Source organism: Spirosoma harenae, from assembly GCF_054776975.1.
This window is the reverse complement of the sequence record NZ_BAAHBD010000011.1, coordinates 139,469-162,682: the sequence shown is the minus strand read 5'-3', so window position 1 is coordinate 162,682 and position 23,214 is coordinate 139,469. Positions and strand designations below refer to the sequence as shown.

The 23,214-nt window shown below is 46.8% G+C and carries 21 protein-coding genes; 16 read left to right on the top strand and 5 right to left on the bottom strand.

Annotated features, from left to right (window positions below; all coding sequences use genetic code 11):
- Window positions 1-44: 44 nt before the first annotated feature.
- The 13 genes from ACYVE4_RS17430 to ACYVE4_RS17370 all read left to right on the top strand — a co-directional run bounded on the left by ACYVE4_RS17430 (window position 45) and on the right by ACYVE4_RS17370 (window position 13,313).
- Window positions 45-677 (top strand): peroxiredoxin family protein, encoded by a 633-nt coding sequence (locus ACYVE4_RS17430; protein ID WP_461041455.1) that lies wholly within the window; start codon window positions 45-47, stop codon window positions 675-677.
- Window positions 664-1,599, top strand: coding sequence for a DUF1684 domain-containing protein (locus ACYVE4_RS17425; protein WP_461041454.1), 936 nt, complete (start codon window positions 664-666; stop codon window positions 1,597-1,599). The genes ACYVE4_RS17430 and ACYVE4_RS17425 overlap by 14 nt, the downstream gene beginning before the upstream one ends.
- The gene (locus tag ACYVE4_RS17420; RefSeq protein WP_461041453.1) at window positions 1,600-1,875 is read left to right on the top strand and encodes a hypothetical protein; all 276 of its coding nucleotides are present in this window, start codon (window positions 1,600-1,602) and stop codon (window positions 1,873-1,875) included.
- 45 nt (window positions 1,876-1,920) lie between these two features.
- A complete protein-coding gene (locus ACYVE4_RS17415; RefSeq protein WP_461041452.1) occupies window positions 1,921-3,081 on the top strand; it encodes a methionine aminotransferase in 1,161 nt (386 codons plus the stop codon).
- Window positions 3,082-3,153: 72 nt separating this feature from the next.
- Window positions 3,154-3,639 (top strand): DUF4395 domain-containing protein, encoded by a 486-nt coding sequence (locus ACYVE4_RS17410; RefSeq protein WP_461041451.1) that lies wholly within the window; start codon window positions 3,154-3,156, stop codon window positions 3,637-3,639.
- A 94-nt stretch (window positions 3,640-3,733) separates the two neighbouring features.
- On the top strand, window positions 3,734-4,291 hold the full coding sequence (locus ACYVE4_RS17405) for a carboxymuconolactone decarboxylase family protein (RefSeq protein ID WP_461041450.1): 558 nt from the start codon (window positions 3,734-3,736) through the stop codon (window positions 4,289-4,291).
- Window positions 4,291-5,094: a mycofactocin-coupled SDR family oxidoreductase gene (locus ACYVE4_RS17400; protein WP_461041449.1), complete on the top strand. Its 804-nt coding sequence runs from the start codon at window positions 4,291-4,293 to the stop codon at window positions 5,092-5,094. Before ACYVE4_RS17405 ends, ACYVE4_RS17400 begins: the two co-directional genes overlap by 1 nt.
- Before the next feature lie 185 nt (window positions 5,095-5,279).
- The gene (locus tag ACYVE4_RS17395; protein ID WP_461041448.1) at window positions 5,280-8,546 is read left to right on the top strand and encodes a SusC/RagA family TonB-linked outer membrane protein; all 3,267 of its coding nucleotides are present in this window, start codon (window positions 5,280-5,282) and stop codon (window positions 8,544-8,546) included.
- A gap of 19 nt (window positions 8,547-8,565) precedes the next feature.
- On the top strand, window positions 8,566-10,062 hold the full coding sequence (locus ACYVE4_RS17390) for a SusD/RagB family nutrient-binding outer membrane lipoprotein (protein WP_461041447.1): 1,497 nt from the start codon (window positions 8,566-8,568) through the stop codon (window positions 10,060-10,062).
- 214 nt (window positions 10,063-10,276) lie between these two features.
- Entirely contained in the window at window positions 10,277-10,747 is a 471-nt protein-coding gene (locus tag ACYVE4_RS17385; protein ID WP_461041446.1) for a hypothetical protein, read from the top strand.
- Window positions 10,748-10,777: 30 nt separating this feature from the next.
- On the top strand, window positions 10,778-12,355 hold the full coding sequence (locus tag ACYVE4_RS17380; protein ID WP_461041445.1) for a serine hydrolase: 1,578 nt from the start codon (window positions 10,778-10,780) through the stop codon (window positions 12,353-12,355).
- Window positions 12,356-12,366: 11 nt separating this feature from the next.
- Window positions 12,367-12,762, top strand: a complete 396-nt coding sequence (locus ACYVE4_RS17375) for a ribosomal maturation YjgA family protein (protein WP_461041444.1) — start codon at window positions 12,367-12,369, stop codon at window positions 12,760-12,762.
- 152 nt (window positions 12,763-12,914) lie between these two features.
- Complete coding sequence (locus tag ACYVE4_RS17370) at window positions 12,915-13,313, top strand: T9SS type A sorting domain-containing protein (RefSeq protein WP_461041443.1); 399 nt, start codon at window positions 12,915-12,917, stop codon at window positions 13,311-13,313.
- An 84-nt stretch (window positions 13,314-13,397) separates the two neighbouring features.
- Here the strand turns inward: ACYVE4_RS17370 and ACYVE4_RS17365 are convergent, their stop codons facing one another.
- The 5 genes from ACYVE4_RS17365 to ACYVE4_RS17345 form a co-directional block, all read right to left on the bottom strand.
- Window positions 13,398-14,465, bottom strand: a complete 1,068-nt coding sequence (locus ACYVE4_RS17365) for a PLP-dependent cysteine synthase family protein (RefSeq protein ID WP_461041442.1) — start codon at window positions 14,463-14,465, stop codon at window positions 13,398-13,400.
- Between the two features lie 73 nt (window positions 14,466-14,538).
- Entirely contained in the window at window positions 14,539-15,675 is a 1,137-nt protein-coding gene (locus ACYVE4_RS17360) for a redoxin domain-containing protein (protein ID WP_461041441.1), read from the bottom strand.
- 148 nt (window positions 15,676-15,823) lie between these two features.
- Window positions 15,824-16,366, bottom strand: coding sequence for a DUF6252 domain-containing protein (locus tag ACYVE4_RS17355; protein ID WP_461041440.1), 543 nt, complete (start codon window positions 16,364-16,366; stop codon window positions 15,824-15,826).
- 781 nt (window positions 16,367-17,147) lie between these two features.
- On the bottom strand, window positions 17,148-19,160 hold the full coding sequence (locus tag ACYVE4_RS17350) for a c-type cytochrome (RefSeq protein WP_461041439.1): 2,013 nt from the start codon (window positions 19,158-19,160) through the stop codon (window positions 17,148-17,150).
- Between the two features lie 3 nt (window positions 19,161-19,163).
- The gene (locus ACYVE4_RS17345) at window positions 19,164-21,050 is read right to left on the bottom strand and encodes a family 16 glycoside hydrolase (RefSeq protein ID WP_461041438.1); all 1,887 of its coding nucleotides are present in this window, start codon (window positions 21,048-21,050) and stop codon (window positions 19,164-19,166) included.
- A gap of 123 nt (window positions 21,051-21,173) precedes the next feature.
- Between ACYVE4_RS17345 and ACYVE4_RS17340 the strand changes: the two genes are divergently transcribed.
- The 3 genes from ACYVE4_RS17340 to ACYVE4_RS17330 all read left to right on the top strand — a co-directional run bounded on the left by ACYVE4_RS17340 (window position 21,174) and on the right by ACYVE4_RS17330 (window position 23,198).
- Window positions 21,174-21,980: a 3-keto-disaccharide hydrolase gene (locus ACYVE4_RS17340; RefSeq protein WP_461041437.1), complete on the top strand. Its 807-nt coding sequence runs from the start codon at window positions 21,174-21,176 to the stop codon at window positions 21,978-21,980.
- Between the two features lie 89 nt (window positions 21,981-22,069).
- Entirely contained in the window at window positions 22,070-22,570 is a 501-nt protein-coding gene (locus ACYVE4_RS17335) for a SixA phosphatase family protein (protein ID WP_461041436.1), read from the top strand.
- Between the two features lie 133 nt (window positions 22,571-22,703).
- Entirely contained in the window at window positions 22,704-23,198 is a 495-nt protein-coding gene (locus ACYVE4_RS17330; protein WP_461041435.1) for an FAD-binding oxidoreductase, read from the top strand.
- Window positions 23,199-23,214 lie beyond the last annotated feature (16 nt).

Genomic DNA, 23,214 nt, shown 5'->3' with positions numbered 1-23,214 from the left:
CAGGCAATGATTGGATAATTCTTACAACATAAACACAAACGACGATGACACTTGAATTTGAAAATGAATTAGGACATATTCGAAGCGTTACCAGTGCGCTTGATCGCCCAAAAACGGTTCGAAAACAACCGTTACAAACGGGAGATCAGGCTCCATTTTTCAGTCTGGCTGGTTCTTCTAATGATTGGCGCGTTTCGGTATTCGGCCAAAAATTGATTGAAAAAGCGACGTCTATTCTGGATTTAGCGAGTGCTCGCCCACTAATCGTTAGCTTTTATTGCCCTTGCTGGGGGCGTTACGCGCGGCCGTATTTCGAATCACTCGTTCGGTTGAACCAGCAACTTCTTGATTGGGATGCGAATGCTGAGTTAGTTGTTTTCTCTAACGAATCACCAAAGGTATTGGCGCGTCAGGTAGGAGGGTTGGATTTTCGGGTGGCTTACGACGCTGAATCGGCAGTGGCACAGCGTTTTGGGGTGTATAGTGAAGATGACCCGATTTGGGAACGCGTATCGGGTATTTCGGAAGAGGCTTTTATTCCGGCACTCTACGTGATTGGCCCGGATCGACGAATTGTTTACCATTTTCTGGATTATAATTTCGATCAATCTATTGATCCAGAGGCCATTGCTGATCTGGTTCAGAATCTGAATGATGCCTACTATGAAACGTATTAGCAGAATCCCCAATTCACTCAATCCGTATTCAAAGTGCTTTTTTGCACTATGGTTTCTGGCAGCGGTTATTTCGTCTATTGGATTTCGAACGTCGGATGAGCCTTCGTACAAGGAGCAAATCGATCAATGGCATCAGAAGCGTGTTAATTCGCTGAAGAGCGAAAACGGCTGGCTAAATCTGATAGGCTTGTTTTGGCTGAAAGATGGGAAAAATTCAATCGGACAGGGGCCCGATTTCGACGTTCCATTTCCTACGACTGACAATAAGTTAGCTGAATTCGGCTTGCTGAATCTGGAAAAAGACGAAGTACGTTTTACCCCAAATCCAGGCGCATCCGTTTCGGCAGAAGGAAAACCAATTACGGAATCGTTGGTTGTTTTTTCGCCGGATGCTAAACCTACGGTGCTGGCTAATGGCTCGTTACGATGGGTTATTATTAAACGGGGTGATAAGTTTGGCGTTCGAGTACGCGATCTGGAAAGTGCCTCAGTCAAATCCTTTCCGGGGATTGATCGTTTTCCCGTTGCCGAAAACTGGCGAATAAAGGCTCGTCTGGAAACACCGCCGACACCTCAGACGATTCCTATTATTAATGTACTCGGTCAAACGACGGATTATCCGCTCGTCGGAACGCTTGTGTTTGAAAAGGACGGTAAAACGTACCGACTTCAGGCAGCCGGAGAAAGTGAAAAGCTATTTATCATTTTCGGTGATGCCACAAATAAGATTGATACCTATGGAGCGGGTCGGTTTCTCTACGCTGACAAGCCAGGGGACGACAAAATCGTAACGCTCGATTTTAATCAGGCTGTTAATCCTCCTTGCGCGTTTACAACTTTTGCCACTTGTCCACTGCCGCCAAAACAAAACAGGTTGACATTGGCTGTAACGGCAGGCGAAAAACGGTATGGCGAACATTGAATGATGCAAAACAGCCGAAGCAATCAGGAAGCCGCTCATTTTTACAGCTTACCCTATAACGAACAACTCAAGTTAGTCTGGCAGCAGGGAAGGCTGATTGAAGCCCGACGCATTCCGGGTTTCTGGTTGCATTTATATGCGATCAGCACGTTTTTTGTGGAGATGTGGGTTTGCCAGCGTCGCTATGATGTTGAATTAGTGCGTCTATTGAACGATACTGACGAACTGGAGCCCTATATTGACAAAATTTCACTGAATGAACTCTTCCCGGACTAAAGCCAATGAAAATACCGCGCGACGTTCGGCAACTACGTATTATATATGAATCCGCTGACTAGCGCTACACTATTCTCGAAACTTCCGAACGTTGGTACAACCATTTTTACCGTCATGTCGAAACTGGCGGGTGATGTGGGCGCCATCAACTTATCACAGGGCTTTCCTGGATTCGATTGTTCTCCCGAATTAGTCGCACTTGTTGAGCAGTATATGCGGAAGGGTTTCAATCAGTACGCGCCCATGACAGGCGTTCCGGCACTTCGGGAAGCGTTGGCGCAGAAAACGCTCGATACATATAACGTAGCCTACAATTCTGAGACTGAAATAACGGTAACGTCGGGCGCTACGGAAGCCATCTTTGCCGCCATAACCGCCGTAATTCGTCCCGGCGATGAAGTTTTGGTATTTGAGCCAGCTTATGATAGTTACGTACCAGCCATTGAATTGAACGGTGGCATACCAATTTACATAACACTGTCACCACCTGGCTACGGCATCGATTGGGATGTTGTCCGCCAGAAGATTACGGACAAAACCCGAATGATTCTGGTGAATACACCACATAACCCAACCGGGCATGTTCTGACTCCAGATGACCTAAATCAGTTGGCAAGCCTTATTCGCGAACGCGATATTTATGTAATGAGTGATGAAGTATATGAACACATTCTGTTCGACAATCGGAAACATCATTCATTGATGACGCATCCGGAATTGAAGGAACGTACATTTATTATTGGATCGTTTGGGAAAACGTTTCACATTACGGGCTGGAAAATTGGCTATTGTCTGGCGCCAACAGAACTGACAACTGAATTTCGTAAGGTACACCAGTATCTTACATTCAGCACGGTTACACCTATCCAATATGCGCTGGCTGACTACCTGAAACAACCCGAACAGTATCAGCAATTACCCGCCTTCTACCAGCGCAAACGCGATTTATTTCTAGACGGATTACGAAACTCTCGCTTTACCTTCAAACCCGCAGAAGGTAGCTTTTTTCAGACCGTTTCGTATGAGGCTATTACCCAGGAATCGGACCATGATTTAGCGATACGATTGACTCGGGAAATTGGTGTGGCTTCGATCCCCGTATCGGTGTTTTATCACCAGAAGAACGATTGTAAGATTCTTCGATTCTGTTTCGCAAAAGAGGACGAAATTTTGGAAGAAGCGGCCAAGCGCTTGAGCCGATTGTAAACAGAAAAACCTAAAAGGTCTTGGAGACCTTTTAGGTTTGAAAAGATGTTAGTCTTCAATATACTACAACTTATGGAAAAGCAAATTAACCAATCACCACTATCGCCTTTATCAGCATTCAGCACACAAACGCTGGATTGCCCGGTCGATGGGGTGAAAGTGAACGAAAATAAAGTGCGTACCATCGCTTTTTTGGTGCTCCTGATAGCAGTTGGCTATTTATTAACGGGGTTTTGGCCATTATTTCTATTGCTGCTCATTGACTTCGGATTACGAGCATTTGATCATAGCAAATTCAGTCCGTTGGCTCGAGTTAGTGATCCGATCGTGAAGGGGTTACATTTTTCAACTCTTCCGATCGATCAGGCTCCCAAACGATTTGCGGCTGGTGTAGGCATGGTATTTTCGGCTGTCATTCTAAGTTTACAGTACCTTGGCATCAATTCATTTTGGGTAGCGGCTATACTCGTTGTATTTGCTGCACTGGAATCTCTGGCTGGCATTTGTGCGGGCTGCTATGTTTACACGTTTTTGAAACGAATTCAGGTAATTAAATAGCAATCTGTTAAAGAGGAATTCGTTGCATGTTTGGCCTTCTTCCCTACGGCCAGAAGGCCAAAACAATAAGCTACAGAATTAACCATTGATCAATATGCCCCGAATCGAACCTTTATTAGTAGACGAAGCAACCCCCAATGTTCAGGCTGCTTTTGATGCGCATGTCACGGATTATCCGGGTAGCCGTATCACCAATATGAAAGCTACGCTGGGCCGCTCACTGCTGGCTTTTCAGGTGTATATGCAGTGGTATCCGTTGTACGAAGAGGTGAAGAAAACGTTGGGTGATCGACTGGCTTATTTGTATGCACATGCCATTTCTGAAGGGTCAAATTGCCCATTGTGTACAACCTTTTTTCGCCGGATTATTATAGATAATGGCGAACAACCTGAAAATCTGCAATTAACCGATCATGAACAGAAAGTGGTTGATTTCGGTAGTGCCATCGCGCAGAACAAAGGCGAAATTTCGGACGATCTGTACGCGCCTATGGCCAACCAATTCACCGAACATCAATTGGTTATACTGATTGCGTTTGCTGGTCAAATGATTGCAACGAACGTATTCAATAACGTGCTGGAAGTGAACATTGATGAATATCTCTACCCGTATCTTCCATTAACGCAACCTCAAACGCACGCACAATCCTAATGGCTGATTTTCAAGGTAAAGTAGCGTTTATTACCGGAGCCGCCCATGGGCAGGGCCGGGCTGTTGCATTGGCTTTAGCGAAAGAAGGAGCGAATATTGTTGCATTCGATTTAGCGAAACCGCTTACCTATCCGGGCTATGCATTAGGTTCTGAAAGTGAATTGGATGGTCTGCAACGCGCGATTGAAACCATTGGAAGCCAGTGCTTAACGGCTCAAGGTGACGTACGTCGGGATGAGGATATTAGTCGGGCTGTGGACGATGCTTTGACGAAATTTGGCCGGATTGATATTTTATTTAATAATGCAGGCATCTGCGCGTATGGACTGGCTCACGAACTACCTGAAGATGAGTGGGATGCCATGCTCGATATTAATCTAAAAGGGGCTTGGCTGGTTGCGCGTCGGATAATACCGGTAATGATGAAACAACAGTCAGGCGTCATTATTAATAATTCGTCGATTGCTGGATTGCGGGGAATGAATCGGCTCAGTCATTACGCAGCTTCCAAATGGGGGCTGGTAGGTCTGACGAAATCATGGGCAATAGAGTTAGCGCCGTATAATATTCGCGTGAATTCTATTCATCCCACAGGGGTCAATACGCCGATGAACGATGGTCTGGCCGAATTGGAAGGTACTACCACACAGGAAATTGCCGAACGGTCAGCGGGGAATCTTTTGCCGGTCCCCTGGGTAGAACCCGAGGATGTATCTGCTATGGTGCTCTATCTGGCGTCTGACAAAGCACGCTACATAACTGGCTCGCAATTTGTGCTCGATGCCGGGTTGCTGACACGGTAGCTCCTCAGATAAATTCTGATAATGACTTGAAGCCCTCAAAAGAGGGCTTTTTTGTTGTATAACGCTAGGAATTAATATGCGCAAAGACACTGATTTTTGCTTGCCTGAGGCCCATTATTTTGTTAGATTTGGTGTGGTTAATATTAAAATAATGTTAATAAATCATTAACAAATTGTTAAGAATTATGCAGATACATTTCCAGTCTTTTCTATGTAAAAGGTTATTACTGACACTAATAGCTTTTTCGATTCCAGGATTCTTGTGGGCACAGGGATTGATTCAGGGAACGGTTTTGGATGCCAAAAAGGAGCCACTGGTAGGTATAAACGTGGTTGTAAAAGGAACAACCCGTGGTACCGTTACAGACGTAGCGGGTAAATTTTCGCTCAACGCTGATCCATCATCTACACTTATTTTCTCGGGCGTAGGGTTTGTCAGACAGGAAGTAACCGTGGGCAACAGCACCGAACTGCTCGTTACGTTGACCGAAGACAATGCCGTACTTAGCGAGGTAGTCGTAACGGCGCTGGGTATCAAGCGCGATAAGCGTTCGTTGGGCTATTCGGTGCAGGAAATTAATGGACAGGAGTTGTCAACCGCGAAAGAAGCCAATCTCGCTACAGCTTTGGCTGGTAAAGTTGCGGGTGTGCAGGTAACCCGTTCTGCGAACGGGGCAGGGGGCTCGTCGCGGGTAATTATACGTGGATCTAACTCACTGGTGGGAAATAGCCAGCCACTTTACGTCATCGACGGTATTCCGATGGATAACCAGAATCCTAAGACGCCCGGTAGTACGGGAGGAATCGATTATGGCGATGGTATTTCTAATATCAATCCCGAAGATATTGAAACGATGTCGGTACTGAAAGGCCCAAACGCAGCTGCTCTGTATGGTCAGCGGGGGAGTAATGGTGTAGTGCTGATTACCACGAAATCGGGTAAAAACAAGAAAGGTATTGGTGTCAAATACGGTATCGATTATTCGCTGGGTAATGCATTGGTATTGCCTGATTTTCAGGATGAATATGGCCAGGGGTTAGACAATACATTTACGAATTTCCGGGGAAACGATGGCAGGATTTATACATGGGCGGCTGCGCAGGCTGCTGGTATTCAGGGGCTTCCTAAAATGAGTGGAGGCCGTGATCGATTTACGCGCGCCAGCTGGGGACCGCATATGGATGGACAACAATACGAAGACCAATGGGGTAACGTACTGAATCTAACGCCACAGCCGAACACATTCCAGAAGTTTTTCAATACCGAAAAACAGATGGTCAATAATCTGAGCCTGGAAGGTGGGAACGAAATGGTCAATTACCGACTGGCTTATTCCAATACAAAAATCGACGGCTACGTACCGACCAATACGCTGACACGTAATAACATCAGCTTACGAACGATGGCTAAAGTAACATCGAAACTGGAAGCCGATGTAAAGGTGAATTATATTGCCCAGGCGGGTGTGAACCGCCCAACCGTTTCGGATGCGGCCGATAACCCGGCTTATATTTTCATCAGCCAGCCTCGTAGTATTCCGATGGATATTCTGGCTAATTCAGCCTGGACTGCCGACGACGTAGCCAAACAACTCGGCTATGGCACCACAGCTTTTGTAGGGCTGGAAAAAACCTATGCAACGAACTCATCGACTGCAAACCCGTATTGGACCAGAGATCATACACGTAACTCCGACGATCGTCGTCGGGTAATTGGCTTGCTACGACTGAGTTATCAATTCAACGACTGGATTCGCCTAACGGCTAGATCAGGAACGGATTTTTACACCGATCAGCGTTTCCGTTATCGGGAAAAAGGTACGTACGTAACGACGAACAAAAACGGTGATATTAACGAAGAAGTAACACGAACGCGCGAAGACAACAGCGACGTACTGCTCTCGCTAACACCTAAAATTTCGGACGATATTTCGTTCTCACTGAATCTGGGTGCCAACCACCAGCGTTATACTTCGCGCACAACGGGCAATACGGGCAACGAATTCATTGCACCAAACCTGTACGTTATCAATAATACGTTAACTAACTCGTATGTTTTCGGCCTTACCGAGTCGTCAATTAACTCGGTTTATGGTTCGGGGTCAATTGGGTATAAAGAAATGGCGTTCATTGATTTCTCTGCGAGAAACGACTGGTCGTCAACGCTTTCGCCCAAGAATAATTCATTCTTTTATCCCGCTGTCAGCGGAAGCTTAATTCTGACAGATGCCTTACGACTGCAAAATCCGGTATTGAGCTTCCTGAAAGTGCGAGCGTCGTGGGCGCAGGCGGGTAGTTCAGGTAGCCCCTACCAGTTGAATGGAAACTACTCGCTCGATCAGTACACGCAAGGCGGTATTCCGCTTGCATCATTCGCATCGACCATTCCCGATCCGAATCTTAAAAATGAGTTGACTACGTCGAATGAATTTGGATTGGAAGCTCGTCTGCTAAAGAATCGTATTGGTCTGACATTCGCCTACTATAATGCCAGCACCAGAAACCAGATTCTGAACGTACCATTACCACCATCAAGCACATTTACCTCGCGACTGATTAATGCGGGTGAAATTCGCAACCACGGTATCGAACTGTCGTTGACCGGAACGGTGGTGAAAACGCTTTCTGGTTTCTCATGGGATGCTACATTCAATTACTCGCAAAACCGCAACGAAGTAGTATCGTTGGCTGAAGGTGTGCCAACGTATATTCTGGGCAGCGACCGGGGTGTGCAGGTAATTGCGACACCCGGAAAACCGTTCGGGACAATTTTGGGCAATGGTTTTCAATGGCTGCGCGACGGAGCTGGCAACCGAATTATCGACCCAGCTACTGGACTGCCCGTGAAAACGAACGCCAAAATCCTCTATGAAATGGGGAATGCGCTGCCACGATGGATTGGCGGGTTCAACAATGCACTTCGATATAAAGGAATTACACTCTCGGGTCTGGTCGATATTAGTCAGGGAGGTAATGTGTATTCGCAGAGTTTACGGGAAGAATTGATTTACGGCACTATCAAGAAAACCTTACCTGGCCGTGATGGTACCTACGTAGCTGATGGTGTTGTTGGATCGAAAGCTGCCGATGGTACGTGGACTGGCACCGGACAAGTGAATACGAAACAGGTTCGGGCTCAGGATTACTGGAATGTAATCGCGCCGGATAAAGACAATGTAGTGGCCGAAGAAATGCTGAACGATGCCAGTTACATCATCATGCGGGAAGTGACGCTCAATTATAGCCTTCCCTCAAAATTGGTAAGTAAAACGCCGTTTCGTGGTATTCGCGCGGGCGTTTATGGGCGGAACCTATTCTATTTCCAGCGCAAGACCGATGGATATGCTCCCGAAGCGTCGGCTTTCAACGTCAACAATTCGTCGCTGGGCCTTGAATCGACAGCGTTGCCTTTACTGCGTTATTTTGGTTTCAGTCTCAACTGTGAATTATAATTTCAAGAAGAAATCGACAATGAAGAAATTACTAAAGCCTCTATATATGGTTGCGGTTCTGCTAATGGCGCAGGCCTGCACCGATGATTTTGAAAAAATAAATACCCCGCCGACTTCTGTTACTGTTATCGATCCTGGTCTGGTACTGTCTAAAGTTCAGCGTGATGCGGCTTTTTCGGAGGGATTTGAATATCCAAACAATCAGTTTGGTTCCTGGGTGCAGCAATGGGCTGGGGGCGTCCTGATTTCGAGTTCGCGGTATATTCAGCAGGCAGATACCGACCTGTGGGCCAACCAATACGTATATATCCGAAACATCACGCAAATCCGTAATCAGCTGCTGAAAGGGCTTGAAAGCGATCCGCGCGGGCGTACGAAACTGGCTATCGCCCGAATCGTTGAAATAGCTCTTTGGCAGCGACTGACCGATTTGTTTGGCGACGTGCCGTATTCGCAAACGGCGCTGGGAACCGAAAACGTAAATAACCAACCCGCGTTCGATACGCAGGAGTCGATTTATAAATCGCTGATTACAACACTCGATGCGGCTATTGCTCAATTGAATGCGAACGACGCTAGTTATGGCACCGCCGATTTCTATTATAAAGGAGATGTTGCTAAATGGAAAAAGTACGGAAACTCGCTGAAACTTCGCTTAGGTATGCGTATTCGCTATGCCGATCCGACGCTGGCACAGAAAACCGTTACCGAAGCGATGGGCCAGCCGTTGCTGGAATCAAATGCCGATAACGCAGCTATTCCAACCTATAATGATGCGACCAACGCTAACGTTCACCCAGTATTAAACCACTGGCTGGCAGGAAGTCCGGATTTGAAATACCTGGCTGATACGTTTGTGAATCAGTTGGTTAACACAAATGACCCGCGACTTCCAGCGTTGGTACAGCCTACTGTCAATTCGGTAAAAGCCGGAAAACCAGCCTACAAAGGTATTGGTGTTGCGTTGACGGATGCGTTGCTGAAAAATGTCATCAAAGATGATTACTCGACGGCTTCGCAGACTACGTTTTTCAATAAGGCCTATAATCCGCCCATTCCGTGCGTGCAGATGACCTTCGCCGATGTGAGTTTCTACAAAGCCGAAGCCGCCTTGGAAGGCTGGGGGGCTACTACCGATCAGGCCGAGAAATTCTATCAGGATGGTGTAAAAGCGGCTATGTCGATGGCACCATATAACGTAACGACCATCCCAGCTACGTATAGCGAATTGTCATTTACGGGTTTGACGAAAGAGCAGAAACTGGAAAAAATCGGTACGCAAAAATGGATTCAACTGTTCGGGCGCTCTTACGAAGCCTTTATTGAATGGCGTCGGATGGGGTATCCAAAACTTACTCCTGGTCCGAATGCTGGATCGACCAACGGGCAAATTCCTCGCCGGGCGGTTTATTCCACACAGGAAGCACTGCTAAACAAACCCAATTACGATGCCGCCGTTTCGCGGTTTGCCAGTGGTGATACGTATCTGAGTAAGGTATGGTGGGATAAACGCTAGTCAACTTTAGTTGAAAGTGGCCATTTTAACTCGTTAGAATGGCCACTTTTCATTATACATATTATCAGTTGATTTCGGGTCAGGAATGGATATCACTTAAGACTGGGTTTTGGTAGAATGTGAACCACTTTATGGTGACAGCACATAGTCTATTTTTATGGTTTTGCTAAATAGGTGAGTTGGTTGTAGCTTGGATCGAAATAACGAACGAATCATGGGAAAGTTATTCATTATCAGTTTGTTTGTTCTTTGTTTGGCTTGTTCTCAATCGGATCAATCTGCACAGCAGGAAAAGGCCAGTACATCGTCACTGGACGGTAGTTGGGAGCTAGTGGAGAACCGGGTAGAAGGAAAAATCGTCGTGCCTAAATTGCGTCCCCAACAGTTTAAGATTTTTCACGACGGGTTTTTTAGTTACCTGATGTACAAACCCGACGGTAGCTTTTATAATGCCGGAGCCGGTACCTATTCGACAAAAGGAAACCAGTATAAAGAAACGTTTCTATATTATTCCGATACGATCTACGTCGGCTCGTCTGACTGGCAGGAGTGGAAATTGGAAGGGGATACGCTCTATTTTTATGGCTTTAAGAAGGCGATCGACAAAAGCGGTCGTGATGTGACTCAGGAATGGGGATTGGACAAATTTGTTGAAAAACGAGTCCGGGCCAAGCTTAAACAATAACGTAAGACCTTCCATAAATACAACCAATCTATGAAACTCAGAACGCTACTTTTCCTCACTTCGCTATTTCTCCTGAATTTTAAATGGGCTACCGCTCAACCAATATCGTCAGCACAAATTGATGAGCTGGTTCAGCGCACGCTTACGACTTTCGATGTGCCGGGCATTGCTGTGGCGGTGGTGAAGGATGGAAAAGTAATTCATTCAAAAGGCTATGGCGTACGGTCGCTGAGAACCCGCGAGAAAGTAGATGAAAACACACTGTTTGGCATTGCCTCGAACAGTAAAGCGTTCACTTCGGCTGCGTTGGGTATTTTGATCGATGAAGGGAAATTGAAATGGGACGATAAAGTCATTGATTACATCCCTGAATTTCGAATGTATAATGGTTACGTTACCGAAGAGTTTACCATTCGCGATTTGCTTACCCACCGAAGCGGTCTTGGTCTGGGCGCGGGCGATCTGATGTTTTGGCCCGATTCGAGCAATTTTACCATGAAAGATGTGATTCATAATCTGCGTTACCTGAAACCTGTTTCGGGATTTCGCACGAAGTATGATTATGACAATCTGTTGTATATGGTGGCGGGCGAGGTCATTGAACGGGTTAGTGGAAAAAGCTGGGAAGTATTCGTAGAGGATCGGATCATGAAACCGCTTGATATGACGCGCAGTGCTGGGACCTACAGCCGACTTACGGATAAAGTCAATGTGATCGATGCACACGCACCGGTTAATGGTAAAGTGCAGGTAATCAGCCGGGATATGTTTCGGTTCGGTAATTCGGCAGGTGGTATCAACTCCAGCGTGGCTGACATGAGTAAGTGGGTAATTATGCAGTTGAATAACGGAAAATATGGTGCTAATCAGCAGTTATTCAGCGAGAAAGTACACAACGATATGTGGGCTCCACAGACGATCTTGCCAGTAAATCCGACACCGATTCCGCCTTACAACACGCATTTTTCGGCTTACGGACTGGGTTGGGGACTTAGTGATGTAAAAGGCTATAAACAGGTGACGCACACAGGTGGCCTGGCGGGTATGGTGACGCAGGTGATGTTGTTTCCCGAACTTCAGCTGGGCATTATCGTTTTCACGAATCAGCAAATGGGCGCTGCCTTTACCGCTATTTCAAATACTATCAAAGATAGCTATCTGGGCATACCTCCGTCCGATTGGGTAAAGACGCTTAGCGAACGGGTGAAAAAAGGGCAGGATGACGCGGGTAAAATCACCAAAAATATCTGGGATAGCATTGAGAAAGAGCAGAAGGCTGGTGCAAAAACGGATTTTTCGGCATACATGGGTACGTATCGCGACAATTGGTTTGGTGACGTACTGATCAGCACAAAAAATGGTAAAATGTGGTTTCATTCCTTACGCTCTCCAAAGCTGACGGGCGAACTATTCTTCTACAAAAACAGTACGTTCATCGTAAAATGGCTGAACCGAAGCCTTGACGCTGATGCCTACGTCACGTTCCAGACCGACGAAACAATGAAACCGGTTTCTATAAAAATGAAACCGATCTCCCCATTAACCGATTTCAGTTTCGATTTTCAGGACCTCGATTTACAGCGTGTGCCCGATAAATCAGCTAACTAATCAGACGTGTAATGTCCAAACCATCGGTGACTAGAAACCGAGTCGTTTACGGAACACTGACACTGAGTGTTCTGGCAATTGGCTTTGCTTCCAGACGCTACTTCGGTGATTACTCATTTAGTAGGCTGTATGTAGGTGATGTGCTGTGGGCATTGATGATTTTCCTAGGCTTCGCTTTCATCTTTCGCCGATGGTCAACCAGGGCAGTCGCGGCAATCGCTCTGGCATTTTCGGTTGGTATCGAGATAAGCCAGTTGTACCATGCGCCCTGGATCGACAGCTTGCGGGCTACTACTTTAGGCGGATTAATACTGGGTTTTACATTCGTATGGAGCGATTTGCTTTGTTACAGCCTGGGTGTTGGGCTAGGTGTAGTTATTGAAATGCTGTTTTTCCAGCCAAGATAAATCAGTCGTCCTTACTTTCTGACCACTCATCCTAGCTCTTTGCCGTTCCAGTAGTTTGTAATACATAGTACCATCTACTGCATATAACTTTGGTACAACAAAACGGGAAAGAAAGCCCGACCTGCTTAGAACTAAACAAACAACAACATACAATGAAAACGCTCGCTAAAACTTTCGCTCTTGCCCTGTCGATGGGTATTATTACATCAGTTGCTTCGTTCAGTGAAGCCAAACCAATTACTCGCCCAGCCGCTGCGGCTTCTTATCAATCAGCCGTTTACACGACGAAAAGTGGGCAAATCAGTGTGGCACTTGATAAGCAAAAAGGAGGAATCGTCGATGTTCGGCTGGTGAATGCCAATGGAGATGTTTTATACAATTACCGTCTGTCGAAGAATCAAAGCGAATACCGTAAGCGGTTAAACGTAAGTGAATTACCGGATGGCGTTTATCAGGTAGAAATTACGAACGGAACTGAAGTTACCAAGCACACCGTAACCATCGCTACACAGCAACCAACAACACCAAGTCGTATGGTTGCTATCAACTAATTGAATCACAAACTTAGTAGTCAATAAAACCGTCTCTGGCAGATCAGAGACGGTTTTTTTATTGATCTCAATGTCAGATAATGATCAGAAAACACCTGGTCGACCTACCAACAATCGACTGATTGGGCGGTAATCGGTAAAGTCAATATCGGGTGCTACGTAGCCTGGTTTGATCGGCTCTTCTTTTACTAAATCCGTACTCAGATACTTTTTATTGCTATCGCAAAGGATGGTTACGACGCGGGCATCAGTGCCCATTTCTGTCTGAAGATTGATCGCGCCAATCAGGTTGGCACCCGACGAAATTCCAACAGCTACGCCTAATTGCACCGCTAATTTCTGCGCAACCAGAATCGAATCACCATCATTCGCCTGTACGACACGGTCCAGTTCATCCAGTTTCAGAATGTCGGGGATAAACTCATCGAAAAATCCCTGAATCCGATGCGAACCTGTTTTGTAGCCAACCGACAACGTAGGCGATTCGGCCGGTTCGAGTGGGTGAATGCGAATATCCGGTTTGCGGGATTTCAGATATCGGCCAACACCCATAACTGTGCCGCCCGTACCGACTCCTGCCACAAACGCGTCGGGTGTAATGTCGACGCCCTGAAGCTGAAGCCAGATTTCTTTGCCGGTCGTTAAACGATGGGCTTCGGCGTTGTATTGATTGGCAAATTGTCGGGGAAGAAAAACGTGGGGATCAGCCGCGGCCATTTCTTCCGAACGTCGGATAGCGCCCAAAAAACCACCTTCTTCTTTCGTAAACAAAATAATGTCAGCACCTAAGCTGCGGATAATGTCGATACGTTCCTGGCTGATACCCGCTGGCATAATAATCGTAACGGGATGACCCAACGCCCGACCTACCGCCGAAAACGCAATACCCGAGCTTCCACTGGTTGCTTCTACAATACGATCGCCGGGTTTAATATGACCTTGCCGATACGCCTGATGAAGCACGTGAAGCGCCATTCGATCTTTCATGCTACCCGTCAGGTTATAGTGCTCGCACTTCACGTAAAGTGATCGGGGCTGTCCTTTATACGTATAGAAAAGCTCCAGCATCGGCGTATTGCCAACCAGATGCCAGAGGTGTTCGAATTTTTCCTGTATAGCAGGGCTGATAACGGTTTCGGTGGGTGAAGTCATAGGATGTAAAAAAAGTACCCGCAACATTTTGCGAACGTTGCGGGCTTAGAAATACAATGAAATTGATTGATCATCAGGGTTTTGCTACCAGAATTTCTTCCAGCTTTTTGCCCAGTTCTTCTCCGCGAATGTTTTTGGCGACAATCTTACCGTCGGGACCAATCAGGAAGTTTTGCGGAATCGACCGGATTGCGTATTGCTTGGCGACTTCGTTATCCCAGAATTTCAGATCTGATACGTGCGTCCAGGTCAGCTCGTCTTTGTGAATGGCTTTCATCCAGGCTTCTTTTGCATTAGGACGGTCGAGCGAAACACCCAGAACGGTGAAATTTTTGTCTTTGTATTGATGAAAATTCTTCACCACGTTTGGATTCTCAGCCCGACAGGGACCGCACCAGCTCGCCCAGAAATCGATCAATACATATTTACCCCGGAAACTGTTGAGCGAAACAGCTTTTCCTAGTGTATCGGCCTGGGTGAATTCGGGAGCCATTGCACCGATTGAAGTCGCTTTCACTCCAGCCAGCAGTGTAGCATATTCTTTACCCATTTTACTGTTTTTCAGCGATGCTGATAACCCATCAAACAAGGGTCCGACTTCCTCATACTTAGGTGTATAATCGTATTGCTGAAGCGCATACAGACTGACTAGCGAAGCTGGGTTTTCTTTAATAAACTGCGCCCGAACTTTCTTCTGATCGTCGGCAATGGCTTCGTATCGTTTGTCGAAGCCAGCTTCAAACTCTTTCGATTTTTTCTGCTCAGGAGTAGCCGCCCGATATTCTTTCATCAACAGCGCCATTTTATCGCTGGTTGACTTAAGCATCCCGGTTAGCTTCTGATTATCAACGTTCAACGGCGTTCCGCCGATAACCGCGTTCTGAATTGAGTCGGCGCTCGTAACGGTGATCGTACCAGGTTCCAGATATAAATTGACGTATGGGATGGGGCGTGTGTTTGTAAATCCCGTTCCTTTTTTATCGACGAATAGCCCGGCTGATGTCGGATCGCTAATGGTTCCTTTAAACGAAAAAGTGCCATCCTGAATCTGAGCAGAATCCATTTTTATATCGGTTCCTACGCGGTAGCGGATATAGGCTTTGGCGGGTGCTTTTGTACCAGTCAGTTTCCCATTTATCGTGTAAGTATTGCCTTGAGCCCAGCTCATAAATGGGCTAAGCAGGCAGGTGATGAAGAGTAATCGTTTCATATCGTAATTCCTTTAGAGTTGGAAAGTCCTAAAAATAAGCATAATCCGTCGGGTTCGATCATTTATAATAGAAAAATGGCCAGCTCTTCGCAAAGCTGACCATCCATAAATCTCAAACCTGTTTGGTTCGTTTTGTGGATAAAGCGGATTATTTGAAGGGTACGCTGAACTTCCCTTCTGTGATGGTAAGTTTTACTCCTTTATCGCTATAGGCCGTGAAAGAGAACGTGCCTTCTACTGTGGTCGTGGTCATATTCGTTATCGTAACGGTGCCTTCACCTGGCTCATATCGAGTTGAGAAAGAGTTCGTACCGTTGCCCAGCGAATAAGCACCGAAGTTCGCGTAGCTTAATTTATGCGTGCCAACCAGTGCGGAATAAGGAAGAGCAATCATCACGACATCGCCGGTTTTTGAGTCAAGGCCATAGATTCCATAATACCCATCATTACCAGGAACTACAGCTTTAGCATAGACAAAATCAGGGCGATACTCCTTGCCATCGATTTTTGTAAAGAAGCCCGTTGTTGCCTGTGTCGTCGATTGAGTCGGCGTAGTTTGAGCCGTTGTAGAGCCTGTTGTGGTGCCGGTTTGAGTTTGAGCAGGCATCACATCGTCCGATTTTTTGCTGCAGGAACTTAAACCAATGATAGAAGAAAAAGCTAGGATTGCGGCTACTTGTAACGTTTTCATGTTTGAAAAGAGAATATGTTGTAAATGAAAGTTGGATGCTGTTTTGAAAGTAATTCAGTCGCCTGAGTCGTTGAGAAGAGCAGTCGTTCTGTGCTTATTTCCCGTTGACGAATCAAAACTACTACAGCCCGGAAGCGGCTATTGGAGAGACTGTATTGAAGGTAGACCTGGCTTTAAAAGCGGTGGAGATGGTCGCAAAACTGGTGGTTTTAGACTCTGTTTAATGGAAGAAAAAACTCCCCAACTCTTTATCGAATTGGGGAGTAGACCAGTCTGACCGCTATGGCAGTTTATCTATCAAAGTGCAATGAATCTTTTAGCAAATTACGGCGGCAGAACGCACTAGCCTAAAAGAACGAAATTGCGTTCGCAGTGGTAACAATAATAAATACGGGCAGGGACAAAAAACAGGAGGTATTTAAGCCAAAAAGGTCGAGGAACACGTTCCAAACCGTGGCCATTTTGGCAACTTGGACAAACGCGTTTGGAGGTAAATAATAACCCTTTATCCTTAAGAGGACGAGGGTTACTTGCCGGCTGATTGGCAGAGTTGAGAGTAGATTGCATTGTTACGGTAGAGGAAGTTTACGTGCCTAATTTATTACGGATAATCTAATCTGATATTAACTTTAGTTTTCGGTCGATTTTCGTAGAAACGGTCTATTATTTCATAGAATGAATGAAAAATATCCATCAGAGACCGTAAAGAAATCTATAAAAAAACGCCCTCCCGAGTTGAATCTGGGAGGGCGTTTTTGAGGAATAAAATGGCTACACGCATTTATGGCTTCGGTTCGCTGGTCGTAGAATTTGCTGGAGCTAACGAATTGATCCAGGCGGCAATTTTCAGCGCATCAGCTTTTGGAACCTGCGGCATTGGCGGCATTTCGGTCGAATAGTCGGGCCAGTGTTGTGGCTTGGGATTATAGATCAACTCTACAATCTGATCGTTGGTGTATTTGCGTTTAGCAACTTCCGCGAAAGCAGGTCCAACCTGCCGTTTGTTAGCCTGGTGGCAAGCTGCGCAGGTATGACGAGTTAGCAGTCCTTTTACTTCTTCATAGGTTGGTGCTTTTGCCATCGTTACCGCCTGCCCTTCCACCAATTTAGGTTTTCCACCCGTAGTTGCTTTAGCGCCAGCTTTACCTGGTGCAGCTTTGGGAGCGGCAGTCGATGCGGTAGCAGAAGCAGGTGCAGTTGTCGCCGTCGCTGAGTTTTTCGTGCTCACCTCGCTCATCGCCAGCTTATCGCCGTTTGGAATGTTGTTCAGCGTGTAATACGCAATTGGATGGACGAGCGAGTATGAACCTTCTGTTCCCCGAACGCCATCGAGCGTCAATTGGTGAATGTAATACCGACGAAGGTCGCCAACAATTAGTCGGGCTTTCAAGCCATCGGCTGATACTTTCACGCCTTTAATGGGCAGCGCTTCTTTATTGATGGTCGGGCTGCCGTATACCGGATGATATTTGTAGATAAAGCTTTCAACTCGATACGAAGCCAAATCTTCTGCTGATTTACGATCAACGGGTTTTGTGAATTCTACTTCGAATCCGTCTGGCATAGCTTTTACGGTCCGCATTTCAAATGGCATCGCACCATTCCAGGCTAAACGTTGTAAACCTTCGTTCGCTTCGCCAGCCGAGCCCCAACCCCGGTTTGTTTCACCGACGAACAAAGAACCATCTTTCGCAAACGCCATCCGCAGTACACCCGATCGGAAGCCATTCCGGAATTCAATCGCTCCACCCTGATATTCGCCGTTGACTTTCTCCATGAACACGCGCGAGATTTTGCTCATGCCCTGATCGCCAACCAGCAATTGCCCTGAAAATGGGCCAAATGCGCCGTCTGGAATTTCCAGGATTTCGGAGTTCGAGATGCCCAGAATACCGTGTGGCAACCAAACGGCGGGCGTTTGAATATCGACACCTGGGAATTGCTCTTTCATCTGATAGAGCAGATTTGGCGTTTCAGCTACAACGTTTTCAGGTTTGATAGCCCGGCCGTTTTCATCCCGACGTTTGCGCTCATCAACTTTTGCATCGAATTGCTCAGTAGTGAGTTTCACAGGCGAATTAGCCATGCCTGTCCAGCGTAAGCCGGCCGGGTGACCAACGAATACGCCTTTCTTGACGTGAACGATACCGCCCGAACCCATCCAATCGCCCTGATTATCAGCGTAGAAAAGTTCACCATCGAAAATGCCAAGTCCGCAAGGAGAGCGCATGCCGGTTGCCCAGGGCTGCATGGTACCCGCTTCGTTGATTTTCATGGTCCAGCCACGCCAGGGGACACGGCTTTCTCCGCGCCACCATTCTTCATCACCAAACGCAACGTTACCCGTTACGAAAAACTGACCGTCTGGAGCAATTTTCGGTCCGAAGCTGTATTCGTGATAATGACCCGATAAAGGCCAGGCATAAACCGTTTCGAATACATCGGCCTTACCATCTTTATTAGAATCGATTAGTTTAGTCAATTCACCGCGTTGCGCGCAATAGAGAGCCCCATCTTTAAAAGTCAATCCCAAAATCTCGTGCAGACCCGACGCGAACTTCCGGAAAAACGGTTTGCGGCTGGTTGGGTTTTCCACAATCCAGACATCACCCCGGCGGGTTGCTACACCCAGACTGCCATCTGGTAACGTGGTTAGGCCACCCACTTCGAGCAGCGTACCTTCTGGGGCAGTCACTTTCAATATTTTAAAGAAATCTTCCTCCTTTGGCGATTCCTGCGCCCGAGCCATCATCACGCTGGCCCCGAAAAGGAGAGTAGTTAGTATATGTTTCATTGGTTAAAATAAGATCGAGTAAACTACTTTTCCTTTCACAGGCACGATTAATTCCTGCCGCCCATTCGATTCCCGAATCGTTGGTTTGGCACCAGCTACATCATCAATTTTGACATATTCTGAACCATCAACCAGGTACATGCCGTTTTCCAGCGCACTGATGCTCGCACCGCTAATGAGCCGGGCGTAGAGATCGCTCGCTGGATTCGTAATCGTTACTTCCCGCTGAACGCCTTTTCCTTCAGGCAGCACCCGAATCTTATCCTCAACTGAGGCTCCATAACTCTGGTAGCGGAACGTCGGACGGTCACTATCATCAAGTACGTAGCCTTTTGGACGATAGCCCGAACCGGTTGTATCGGCAATCCAGTTGGTTTGTGGAGACGCTAATTTGCTCAAAAACAGCATAGGAGCGCCTAATCGCTGCACCATACCCATCGGGCGAGACGAACCATCACCCCGTTCGTGCCACATGGGTGTCGTATCCAAAAACTGTCCGCGCCAAACCTGAACAATAGCACCTTTGTCTAAATCATACGTATAGTGAACCTGCTCGGGACTGCCGACTGAAATTGCGTGCGTCACCCGAAGCATACGGCCCTGCGTATTTTTTTCGCCCGGCATATCCATGAAGCTGCGCAGAAGCGTATTGGTCGACGCATCTACCATAATTGGATCGGTTTCTTCGCCCGTACTGCCAGCACCTTCACTAATCACAAACTCGCGAATACCGGGGCCTGCTACGGCTAATCCGATATTCGGTTGTGCCCAATCGACAAATTTGGCATAGATCAATTCAAACGGCATATCGCCTTTGGGCAAGGTCACTTTTCCGTTTGCATTCCATTCTCTCGGCGCAATAACTTCCTGGTTATTAATGCGCATAATACCACCGCCACCGGGTACGCCCAAATTAAAGCGATACTCGCCGGGTTCAGCAACCCGTAGCGTGCCTTTATACCGAATCAAAAACTCATTCGGAATGCGGCTCACCGCAGTCGTTACCACTTTCGTAGCGCCTTCAGATTCTGGAGCTGTTTTGTCATACTCAGGCTCTTTTTGAAACTTGCCTTTGTAGACGGCATAGGTCAAATTAACCAGTTCGGGGCGAGGTTTATCGAACGTAACATACCGAATGTTGCGGATGGCGACAGCACCGTGATCTCCCTGAAAACGGAGTGGTCCCGTCGCTTTTTCGTCGTCAAATGCAGAGCCTCGCGTGGGGCCAGTCAGTTCAACATTTTCCTGAATCATTACGCCGTTTAACTCTACCCGAAGTACGCGGGCGTTTTCTGTTTTCTGTCCATTTGCGTTAAAACGGGGCGCCTGAAACGAAATCTTTATGTGCTGCCACAAACCGGGAGCCCGACTCGCATTCTGACGAGCGGCATGCCCTTCGTAGCCTTTTTGACCGTCTGGCCGTTTTTCATCCCAGCGCTCGTAAACACCACCATTGTCGTGCACGTTGGGCGTACGAATATCCCAGCTGTCGCGCAATTGTATTTCGTAGCGACCTTGTAGGTATACGCCCGAATTCGATTTGACAGCCATCATATAATCCAGTTCCAGATCGACATCACCGTGCTGCATGGCGGTAAACAGATCATATTTATACGGATTTTTTGGATCGGCTGGCGCTTTGGCTAACGGAATATTGGCTAAAATTCCAGTGCCTTTATCTGTAATAAGCAAGTTCTCTTTGGCGAGGTCGGCCCGAACGCTGCCAACAATACGCCAGTTTGGCGTGGGCGATACAAATGCACTCAAGTCGTTGAGTGGAAGCGCAATACCCGGTGCAGGAGCTGGCTGAGCCAGTGACAGACCGATGCCAGCAGCATAGCCGATACTCAGCAGCCCACGGAAACGAGTTGAAAGAAGAGGATTCATCATGCGGTATACCATATAATTTGGAAGGCGAAAGTTACATTTTTTCCGGCTAAAAGACTGCGAATTAACAGTTAGACTTATCTTTGACCGTTTAACGGACGAATCCATTAACTCGAATCATTTTCCATGAAAAACGTACAGTTTTCGTTTGCTGCCTGTGTCGCTGTAGTTAGCCTCCTTGTGGCAAATCAGACTATGGCTCAAACGGAGCCAGCCAAACAAAACCCTCAATCAACCGAAATCTGGGAGCCCGTTCCTCCAGTAGTTACTCCCGGAAACACGTCGGCCAATGCTACAGGTACCTCCGCTCCATCGGATGCTATTGTGTTGTTTGATGGTAAAAACACCGATGAATGGGTAGCTATTAAAGGGTATTCTCCTGCTAACTGGGAAAAAGTCAACGAAGGTCCGTTAAAATGGCCTGTAGAAAATGGAGCGATGTATTCGACCAAAGGGTTTTCAGCCCGTTCGAAGAAGGAGTTTACTGATTTTCAGTTGCATGTCGAGTTTAAGTCGCCCGAAAAAGTAGAAGGTACGAGTCAGGGACGGGGTAATAGCGGGATCTTCCTTCAGGGACGTTATGAGCTGCAGGTGCTTGACAACTACAATAACCCAACTTATGTAAATGGTATGGTTGGTTCGATTTACAAGCAGGCAATTCCACTGGCGAACCCCAGCCGAAAACCTGGTGAATGGCAAACCTATGATGTCATTTATCAAGCACCAAAATTCAACAAAGCGGGTTTGATGACCGAATACGCTTATGTAACGGTTCTGCTAAACGGCGTATTGGTTCAGAATCACGTAGCTATTCGCGGAACGACCGAATACATCGGTTATCCGAAAGTACAGGCTCACGGTGCTGGCCCAATTCTGTTGCAGGATCATAACAATCCCGTTGGCTTCCGGAACATCTGGATTCGGGAATTGTAGTTCCTGACCACTTACGAAGTCGTCTTAGGCCCCCGGTGTATAGCCGGGGGCTTTTTCGTATCATTGCTCACCCAAACTGTATCGTACCTATGCGTCTATTGTATACTCTATTCGTAATGAGTTTTTTAGGGTTGGCTTCATGCTCAACTACAACGGTATATATTGTTCGTCATGCCGAAAAGGTAAATGAATCGGATACGACCAATTTGACAGATGTAGGTTATGCACGAGCGGCCGCTCTGGCTGATGTGTTGGGCAATAAATCCATTGATTCCATCTTTACAACGCCTTACCGGCGAACTCGCCAGACAGCCCAGCCACTTGCCCAGCGATTAGGCATTCAGTTAGTGGATTATCCGGCAAGACCGAATGATGCGATTGTAAGCCGGGTGAAACGAATCCAGAATAAAACGGTGCTGGTGGTCGGTCATAGCAACACCATTCTGGAAATTGCCAAAGGGCTGGGCGCTCAACCCACGATGACCAGAATTGAATCCGGCGATTTTGATAACCTTTTAGTAGTAAAGCTCAAAGGCGGGAAAGTAGTAAAGTACTCGCAGATAACGTACGGGCAACCCACTCCACCGTAGATAACCTAAATATACCGTCTCAACCTCAATTTTCTACAAATCATACAAATGTAGTATTGCCGAGCCTCATTGAGGACAATACCTTTGTTCCACTACACGCTTAGTTTTCCACCTTTTTAAAAGTACAGACGTTATGATCCGTCTATTCCTAATCTTCTTTTTGTTTTCGGCCAATTTACTTCTTGCTCAAACGCAGGACGTTCGGGCGGCAGGTGATAAAATGCCTCAGCTACGGAAAAAGAATTTGGTTGTTACGCCAGCTTTGTATGCGGGTCGGCAGATTATGATCGGGAGTGGGGGCGGATTTACGGGTGCTTCGACAACCTATTATTTACTAGAAAATGGAAAACTGTTTGGGCGACGATCCCGCGATACAACGTTTACGTTTATTGGCCAGCAGACGGCAGCAAATACAAAGCGCGTATTCTCGAGCGTAGAAACCAGCTGTAAAATCAAAACCACCAAATTCGACGAACCGGGTAATACCTACAAGTTTGTGCAGTGGCGAAAAGGCAAGCTAGCTTATAAAGTTACCTGGGGTGCTGCCGGGAAAACAGTCCCGGCTAATTACCCGAAGGTCTATAATGCTTTTATGGCTATGATTCCCGCTTCACTACGATTGAAATAAAGCTTAACCCTAGATT